Consider the following 7,610-nt stretch of genomic DNA (forward strand, 5'->3'; position numbering starts at 1 on the left):
GGGGGCTCAGCCTCCTCGCGCGCCGACCTTGCCGGGCCGCCCTCTTCCGGGGTCATGGCGCGCGCAGAACGCCTCCGCATCCAGGGTGCGGAAGTCCTGCAGCGCCTCGGCCAGGCGCTCGCGCGGCCAGTCCCACCACGCGATGCGCAGCAGGGCGTCGCGGACCGGCTCGGGAAAGCGGAAGCGCAGCACGCGGGCCGGATTGCCGACCGCCACGGCGAAGGCGGGCACGTCCTTGGTCACCACCGCGCCGGCGCCGATCGCCGCCCCGCTGCCGATCGAGACGCCCGGCAGCACGATCGCGCCGTGGCCGAGCCAGACATCGTGGCCGAGCACGACGCGATGGCTGCGCCGCCAGTCGAAGAACCCCGCCTCGTCCGGGCCGAGCGCATAGGCGCTGGCCCGGTAGGTGAAGTGGTTCAGCGCCACGCGCTCGAGCGGGTGGTTGCCGGGGTTGATCCGCGTGTGGCTGGCGATGGAGCAGAACTTCCCGATCGTGGCGTAGATGATCTGCGCGTCATGCACCACGTAGGAGTAGTCGCCCATCTCCACCTCGGCGAGCGTCGTGCGGGCGCCGACCTCGGTGTAGATGCCGAGGCGCGAGTCACGCACGCTCGCGGTCGGGTCGATGAAGGGCTCGAGCCCGAGCCGCTTCTTCGCCGTGCCCGGGTCCTGGTAGCTCGTCGTCTCGGTCATGCGCGGATCAGCCTCAGCCGGATGCGCCGGCTCGCCCAGTCTATCGCGGCCACGGCCGCCAGGATCATCAGCACGATGAAGGCCGCCTCGTCCCAGTTGTTGATGCGCATGCGGTCGGCCAGCGCCAGCCCGATGCCGCCCGCGCCCACCACGCCGATGATGGTGGCCGAGCGCGTGTTGCTCTCGAAGGTGTAGAGCACCTGCGCCAGCATCACCGGCGCGGCCTGCGGGATCAGGCCGAAGCGGATGGCGTGCAGGCGCGAGCCGCCGGCGGCGCGCACACCTTCCACCGGGCGGCGGTCGGCCGATTCCAGCGCCTCGGAGAAGGTCTTGGCCAGCGTGCCGATGTCGGGCACGGCCAGCGCCAGGATGCCGGCGAAGGGCCCCATGCCGACGGCGGAGACGAAGATCAGCGCCCAGACCAGGCTGTCCACCGCGCGCAGCCCGTCATAGCTGCGGCGCACGGTGAAGCGCGCCAGCCGGCTCGCGATCACGTTGCCGGCGCCGAGGAAGGAGAGCGGCAGCGCCACGGCCGCGGCGAGCAGCGTGCCGAGGAAGGCCATCGCCACCGTCTCGGCCAGCGCTTCCAGCAGGTCGTGCAGGCGCCCGCCGGGCGTCGGCGGCCACATCAGCGTCAGCAGCCAGCCGAGCTTGCCGAGCCCGTCCCAGATGCGCAGCGGCGAGGCGTCCACGCGCCACAGCCCGACCAGCAGCAACAGGAAGCAGAGGGCGAAGAGCGCGTGTGTCCGCGAGATCATCATGCCGCGCGCAGGTTCTCAGCCCCGATCACCCGCCGGCGCAGCGCCGCGCAGAGCAGGTCGATCGCGGTGACGGTGACGAGCAGCAGCAGCAGGATCGCCGAGATGTCCGGGTAGCTGAACTGCCGGACGGAGAGATAGAGCTCCTCGCCGATGCCGCCCGCGCCGACGATGCCGAGCACGCTCGCCTCGCGCACGTTGATCTCGAAGCGCAGCAGCCCGAAGGAAAGCAGGCCGGGCAGGGATTGCGGCAGCACCCCGAAACGCATCGCCTCGCCCCAGCTGCCGCCGGCCGCCCGCACCGCCTCGACGGGGCGGAGATCGGCATTCTCGTGCACCTCGGCGAAGAGCTTGCCGAGCGCGCCCATGCTGTGCAGCGCGATCGCCAGCACGCCGGCCAGCGGTCCGAGGCCGAAGGCGTAGACGAAGATCAGCGCGAAGACGAGCGTCGGCACGGTGCGCGCCAGTTCGAGCAGCCGGCGCGAGCCGGCCACGGCCCAGCGCGGCGCCAGGGTGGAGGCGGCGGGGAAGGAGAGCAGCAGTGCCGCCGCGGCGCCGAGCACGGTGCCGGCATAGGCGATCAGGATGGTGTCGAGCAGCAGCAGGACCCAGTCCTGGAGGCCCCACATCCATTCGGCGAGGTCCTCGCCGAGGCTTGCCCAGCGCAGCGTCGGGATGGTGCGCCAGACATAGTCGGCGGCCATCGGCAGCCCGCCGGCGAGGCGGCCGAGGCTGACCTCGCCGATCTCGGATGCGGCGGCCACGGCGAGCAGGAACAGCCCGGCCCAGACGGTGAGCGAGATCCGCCGGCCGCGCTGGCGGCGCAGCCAGGCCTGCTCCGCCGCGCGCACGGCCTCGCCGCCGGGCAGCGCGCCGGCGGCGAGGATCGGCGTGCTCACGAGCGCTGGCGGCGGCGCTGCAGGTTCTCCTCGACCACCGCGATCACGTCGAGATAGTCCTCGTGCCGGGTCGGCACGACGCCGCTGGCGCCGGATGCGGCGACGGCGAAGGCGGCCGGGTCGCGTTCCGGCATGACGAAGACCGCCGCTGCCCAGTCGCGCTTCAGATCCTCCGGCAGGTCGGCGCGCATCACCCAGGGCGAGTTGGGGATCTGCGGGCTGGTCCAGATGATGCGCGTGGAGCCGGCCGGGATCATGCCCTTCTCGACCATGCGCTGGATGTTGCCGCGGCTCTCGTTCGACCAGAAGGTGGCGCCGGCGTCGAAGGTGCCGTTGAGCACCGCGATCACGCTCTGCTCATGGCTGCCGGAGAAGCCGGTGCGGCCGAAGAAGCTGTTCGGCTCGAATCCGGCCTTGCGCAGGAAATAGGCGGGGAAGGCGAAGCCGGAGGTGGAATTGGGGTCGGCGAAGGCGAAGGACTTGCCGCGCAGGTCCTCGATCCGCCGATAGGGGCTGTCGGCCTTCACGAAGACGACCGAGTAGTACCCGGTCTCGCCCTGGTTGTCGCGGTCGCGCGCGAAGGGGACGACCCGCTCGCCCATAACGCGGCGGGCGAGCGCGTAGTTGGCCGGGCCGATGCGCGCGAACTCGATCTGCCCCGACCGCATCGCCTCCACCACGCCGGCATAGTCGGTGGCGCGGAACACGCGCAGCTTTACGCCGAGCGTGCGCTCGACATAGTCCTGGAAGGGCTGCTGGCGGGCGATGGCGTCGCGCTCGTTCTCCGCGGAGGAGATGCCGAGGCGGAGTTCGCGGAACTGCGCGCGCCATCCGGACTGCGCACGCGCCAAGGCCGGCAGCGCGAGCAGGGCAGACGCCGAGAGGAGGATGCGGCGGGTGGTCATCGGGGATCTCCTGCAGGGCGCAAGCGGCTTAGCGGGCACGGAGGAACGCGGGCACGCGCAGCAGCACGAACTCGTTGTCGTCGGCGCGGAAGAAGTGGCGTCCGGCGCTGAAGGGGAGGTTGTTGTCGTTGCCGACGATGATGTGATCCTCATCCACCATCGCCACGTCCTCGATGGTGAAGAAGGGGAAGGTGAACCGGTCGCGCGGCGCATCGGCGGGGACGTCGCCGCGCTGGCGGGCGATGCCCTCGCCGTCGCGGATCGCCATCAGGTCGATATGGCCGATCTTGCGGACGAAGCCTTCGGCATCGGTCTGCGCCATGTCCACGAGATAGACGCGCTTGAAGCGCGCGGGGCTCGGGAAGCAGGGTGCCTGGGCCGTGGGCTGCACGCCCTGGGCGCAGGCGAGCCCCGGATCGCCCTCGCCATTGTCGCGCTCGATCACCAGCGCGCGCGTCGCGTCGATGAAGTTGAAGTCGCCGATCGCCGTCGCGCCGGGCTCGAGCCGGTAGCGCAGCGTCCGGCCGGTCCAGTCCATGCGCGCCACGCTGAACTCCAGAACGCGCAGGAACTGGCCTTCCGGCCGGTCGGAACCGGGGGCGAAGAGCGGCTGTTCCAGCATCGCCCACAGCGTCTGCCCGTCCGGCGTCAGGGCCATGCCCTCGTAGCCGCCGGAGCGCCGCACGCGGAAGGCGACACCGGCGGTCGGGCTGGCGGCGACCTGCAGGGAAGGGTTGTCCGGCCCGATCAGCAGTTGCCCGTCCATGCGGGTGTCGAACACGCGCTGCACCACGCCATCGGCGCCGGCATGGATCAGGAAGGGGCCGAACTCGTCGCCGATCATGAAGCTGCCATCCGGCAGTTCCTGGATGCTCTCGAGGTCGAAATCGGCGCCGGTCAGGTAGCGCGCCTCCGTGCCCTCATAGGCGATGCGGAAGGGGATGCGGCGCAGCGGGTCGCTGAGGAAGGTCGTCTGCAACAGCGCGACCTGGCCGGTCCGCCAGTCCGGGCGCACCTTGTGGAACATCAGCAGCGCGTCGGGGCTGTTGCGACGGTTGCCGAAGCCGTTGTCGGTCAGCACCCAGTAGCTGCCCGCCTCGTTCGCCACCGGCTTGATGCCGGAGAAGCCCTGCACGGGCTGGCCGATGAAGGGAAAGGCGATGCCGGTCGGGCGGCGGCCATGCACCGGGCCGGTGTCGCCCGGAATGGCGCCGGGGCGATCCACGCGCAGGTTGCCCGGCCCGGCGAACTTGCCGGAGACCAGCGCATCGCGCGGCGCGTCGGCCGGCGGCAGCGCCATGGTGAAGGCGGGCAGGATGGCGTGGCCGGCCAATGCCGCGTCGAAGCGCTGGTCGGCCAGCGCCGGCGGCGCCAGGGCCAGGACGGTGGCGGCGAGGAGGAAAGCGCGCATGGCGGAGTCCGGGGCTGTGTGGCGGGAGCGCTCTAGCCCCGCGCCGTTGCAGCCGCGTGACGGCGCCATGACCATGCCGAGACGGCCCATGCGCGCGCATCTCCCGCGCCGGGTGCGACCTTTCGTGATGTCGGAAGGATGGCTCCGGCGGTTGGATTCGAACCAACGACCAACGGATTAACAGTCCGCTGCGCTACCGCTGCGCCACGCCGGATCAGCCGAGGGGCGGGCCTATAGCAACCCAGCGCCCCGCGGTGAAGCCCCCAACGGATCAGCCTCGCTGGCGGCAGAAGAAAGGCCGCGGCCGGAATCGAACCGGCATTCACGGATTTGCAGTCCGGTGCATCACCACTCTGCCACGCGGCCACGCGCGCCGCCTCTATCCGGCAGCGGCCGCCCCGGGTCAAGCAGCCCGCGGCTTGGCCGCGCCGGAGGGCGACCGTATAACCGCGGCGAGGCAAGGTGCGGCGACGATGCAAGGCGATGTGATGCAGGACATGGCGGAGGCCCGCCGCCGGATGGTGGACGGCCAGCTCCGGCCGAACCGTGTGACCGACGCCCGCCTGCTCGCCGCCATGGGCGCGGTGCCGCGGGAGCGCTTCCTGCCTCCTGGCCTCGCGGCGCGCGCCTATGCGGATGAGGATGTGCGCCTGCCGGGTGGGCGCGGCCTGATCGAGCCGATGGTCATCGCCCGCATGCTGCAGTTGCTGGCCATCCGGGATGGCGACCGTGTGCTCGTGGTGGGCGCCGGCACCGGCTATGCCGCCGCGGTGGCGGCCCGCTGCGGTGCGCGGGTGGTGGCGCTGGAACAGGATTCGGCGCTCGTTGCCGCCGCGCGCCGCGCCCTGATGGGGATCGTCGCGGCGGACGCGGTGCGGCTGGTCGAAGCGCCGATCACCGGTGGCTTCCCGCAGGGCGCCCCCTATGACGGCATCCTGATCGAGGGCGAGGTGCCGGAGGTGCCGGCCCGCATCACCGACCAGCTGGCCGAGGGCGGCCGGCTGGTGACCGCGCTTGCCCCGCGCGAGCGCGGCCTGGCGGCCCGCGCCGTGCTCGGGCGCCGCATCGCCGGCAGCTTCAGCGTGACGCCCGCCTTCGATTGCGCAACGCTGCCGCTGCCGGCCTTCGCGCGGCCGGCCGGCTTCGTGTTCTGAGCCATGCCCCCGGGGGCCTGGTCGCCGCTCCCTCGGCCGGCCGTGCCGATGCTGCAGGGCGCGCTTCTGGCCCGGGCGATCCTGCTGTAGGATCGACGCGATCGCGGAGAGAACTGCATGACGTTGTCGCCCCGCCTCGCTTTCGCCGCCGCGCTGTTCGCCGCCCCGGCGCTCGTCCAGGTCCGCCCGGCGGCAAGCCAGACGCTGCAGGAGGCGCTGGCTCTCGCCTACTCGAACAACCCGACGCTCCAGGCGGCCCGCGCCCAGCTGCGCGCCGTTGATGAGAATGTGCCGCAGGCCCTGGCCGGCTGGCGCCCGACGGTGCAGTTCACCGGCTCGGCCGGCCAGCAGACCGGGTCCACCACCGGCACGCCGGCGTTTCCGCCGAACGCGCAGCGGCAGTCCACGCCGTGGCGCTCGCGCGACATCTATACGATGCAGGGCTCTGTCAGCCAGCCGCTCTATCGCGGCGGGCGGACCGTGGCCTCGACCCGGCGGGCGGAGAACCAGGTGCTGGCGCAGCGCGCCCGTCTCTTCGCCACCGAGCAGCAGGTGCTGCAGGACACCATCAATGCCTATGTCGCCGTGATCCGCGACCAGGAGGAGGTGCGCCTCAACACCAACAACGAGCAGGTGCTGGTGCGCCAGCTCCAGGCGACCAACGAGCGCTTCCGGGTCGGCGAGATCACCCGCACGGACGTCGCGCAGGCGGAGAGCCGCCTTGCCGGCGCAAGGGCGCAGCGGGCCGATGCCGAGGGCCGCCTGCAGGCCTCCCGCGCCACCTTCACCCGTCTCGTCGGCCAGCCGCCGCAGCGCCTGACGCCGCCCCAGCCTCTGCGCACGCCGCTGTCCAGTGCCCGGGACGCGGCCACCTACGCGTCGCAGAACAACCCGAATGTCGTCGCGGCGCTGTTCGACGAGGCGGCGGCCAGGGACTTCATCGACGTGCAGTTCTCGCAGTTGATGCCTCAGCTCAGCCTCAACGGCAGCGTGTTCCGCCAGGACAACCAGACCACCGACGGCCTGCGGCAGAACGGCACGGCGGTGACCGCCAACCTGACGGTGCCGATCTTCCAGGGCGGCGCCGAATACGCTCAGGTGCGCCAGGCCCGCCAGCAGGCGCAGCAGGCCCGGCAGGTGGTGGAGGACCAGCGCCGCGCCGCCACCCAGCTCGCCACCCAGGCCTTCGAAGTGCTGCAGGCCGCCCGCGCCCAGGCGGATGCCAACCGTGCGCAGATCCGCGCCCAGGAAATCGCGCTGGACGGCGTGCAGCGCGAGGCGATCGTCGGCAGCCGCACCACCCTCGACGTGCTGAACGCGGAGCAGGAGCTGCTGAATGCCCGCGTCAGCCTGGTGCGGGCGCTGGCCAACCTGGTCACCGCCTCGCACAGCCTGGCCGCGGCGGTCGGCCGCCTCACCGCGCGGGACCTCAACCTCCCGGTCGAGCTTTACGACGCCGAGGCCTATTACCGGGCCGTCCGCAACCGCTGGGTAGGCTGGGGCGACACCTCGGCCGACCGGGTCGCCGATCGGGGACGCTGACAGATGAGTGCTGCACCCGAAGCGCCCAAGCAGGGCGGCCCCGACCCGGCCATGGACGACATCCTGGCCTCGATCCGGCGCATCCTGAACGAGGATGACGGCGCCGCGCCGACGCGGCCGCCCGGCGAGGAGGCCGGGGCGGGCGACCTGCCCGAGGCCGAGCCGCTGCAACTGACCGAATCGATGCTGGTGCAGCCGCCCCCCGGCGCCGCCGAGCCCGCGCCGGCCACCCCGGCCGATGAGGC

At 72.2% G+C, this 7,610-nt stretch carries 8 protein-coding genes and 2 tRNA genes; 3 read left to right on the forward strand and 7 right to left on the reverse strand.

The features are described 5' to 3' along the window. Positions 1–6: 6 nt before the first annotated feature. From AC1MIR_RS03770 to AC1MIR_RS03800, 7 genes are all read right to left on the reverse strand, one after another. Positions 7–696, reverse strand: a complete 690-nt coding sequence (locus AC1MIR_RS03770; protein WP_480026845.1) for an LbetaH domain-containing protein — start codon at positions 694–696, stop codon at positions 7–9. After that, positions 693–1,457, reverse strand: a complete 765-nt coding sequence (phnE, locus tag AC1MIR_RS03775) for a phosphonate ABC transporter, permease protein PhnE (protein ID WP_480026846.1) — start codon at positions 1,455–1,457, stop codon at positions 693–695. The genes AC1MIR_RS03770 and phnE (AC1MIR_RS03775) overlap by 4 nt, the downstream gene beginning before the upstream one ends. Further along, on the reverse strand, positions 1,454–2,353 hold the full coding sequence (gene phnE, locus AC1MIR_RS03780; RefSeq protein WP_480026847.1) for a phosphonate ABC transporter, permease protein PhnE: 900 nt from the start codon (positions 2,351–2,353) through the stop codon (positions 1,454–1,456). Before phnE (AC1MIR_RS03780) ends, phnE (AC1MIR_RS03775) begins: the two co-directional genes overlap by 4 nt. After that, positions 2,350–3,258: a phosphonate ABC transporter substrate-binding protein gene (phnD, locus tag AC1MIR_RS03785; protein ID WP_480026848.1), complete on the reverse strand. Its 909-nt coding sequence runs from the start codon at positions 3,256–3,258 to the stop codon at positions 2,350–2,352. Before phnD ends, phnE (AC1MIR_RS03780) begins: the two co-directional genes overlap by 4 nt. Positions 3,259–3,286: 28 nt before the next feature. After that, a complete protein-coding gene (locus tag AC1MIR_RS03790; RefSeq protein ID WP_480026849.1) occupies positions 3,287–4,669 on the reverse strand; it encodes an esterase-like activity of phytase family protein in 1,383 nt (460 codons plus the stop codon). A gap of 139 nt (positions 4,670–4,808) precedes the next feature. After that, positions 4,809–4,883, reverse strand: a tRNA-Asn gene (locus tag AC1MIR_RS03795). Between the two features lie 81 nt (positions 4,884–4,964). Beyond that, positions 4,965–5,035 (reverse strand) — tRNA-Cys (locus tag AC1MIR_RS03800). 107 nt (positions 5,036–5,142) lie between these two features. Here AC1MIR_RS03800 and AC1MIR_RS03805 point away from each other — a divergent pair. From AC1MIR_RS03805 to AC1MIR_RS03815, 3 genes are all read left to right on the forward strand, one after another. Then, on the forward strand, positions 5,143–5,823 hold the full coding sequence (locus AC1MIR_RS03805; RefSeq protein ID WP_480026850.1) for a protein-L-isoaspartate O-methyltransferase family protein: 681 nt from the start codon (positions 5,143–5,145) through the stop codon (positions 5,821–5,823). 117 nt (positions 5,824–5,940) lie between these two features. Further along, a complete protein-coding gene (locus tag AC1MIR_RS03810; protein WP_480026851.1) occupies positions 5,941–7,365 on the forward strand; it encodes a TolC family outer membrane protein in 1,425 nt (474 codons plus the stop codon). Positions 7,366–7,368: 3 nt separating this feature from the next. After that, the coding region (locus AC1MIR_RS03815) for a hypothetical protein (protein ID WP_480026852.1) at positions 7,369–7,610 on the forward strand (242 nt) is incomplete at its 3' end.

It is taken from the genome of Falsiroseomonas sp. RANM36, assembly GCF_056682175.1.

Excerpts from the sequence above, each read along its gene's own strand:
- AC1MIR_RS03770 (WP_480026845.1), bottom strand. The coding sequence starts at position 696 with ATGACCGAGACGACGAGCTACCAGGACCCGGGCACGGCGAAGAAGCGG.
- phnE (WP_480026846.1), bottom strand. The coding sequence starts at position 1,457 with ATGATGATCTCGCGGACACACGCGCTCTTCGCCCTCTGCTTCCTGTTG.
- phnD (WP_480026848.1), bottom strand. The coding sequence starts at position 3,258 with ATGACCACCCGCCGCATCCTCCTCTCGGCGTCTGCCCTGCTCGCGCTG.
- AC1MIR_RS03790 (WP_480026849.1), bottom strand. The coding sequence starts at position 4,669 with ATGCGCGCTTTCCTCCTCGCCGCCACCGTCCTGGCCCTGGCGCCGCCG.
- AC1MIR_RS03805 (WP_480026850.1), top strand. The coding sequence starts at position 5,143 with ATGCAAGGCGATGTGATGCAGGACATGGCGGAGGCCCGCCGCCGGATG.
- AC1MIR_RS03810 (WP_480026851.1), top strand. The coding sequence starts at position 5,941 with ATGACGTTGTCGCCCCGCCTCGCTTTCGCCGCCGCGCTGTTCGCCGCC.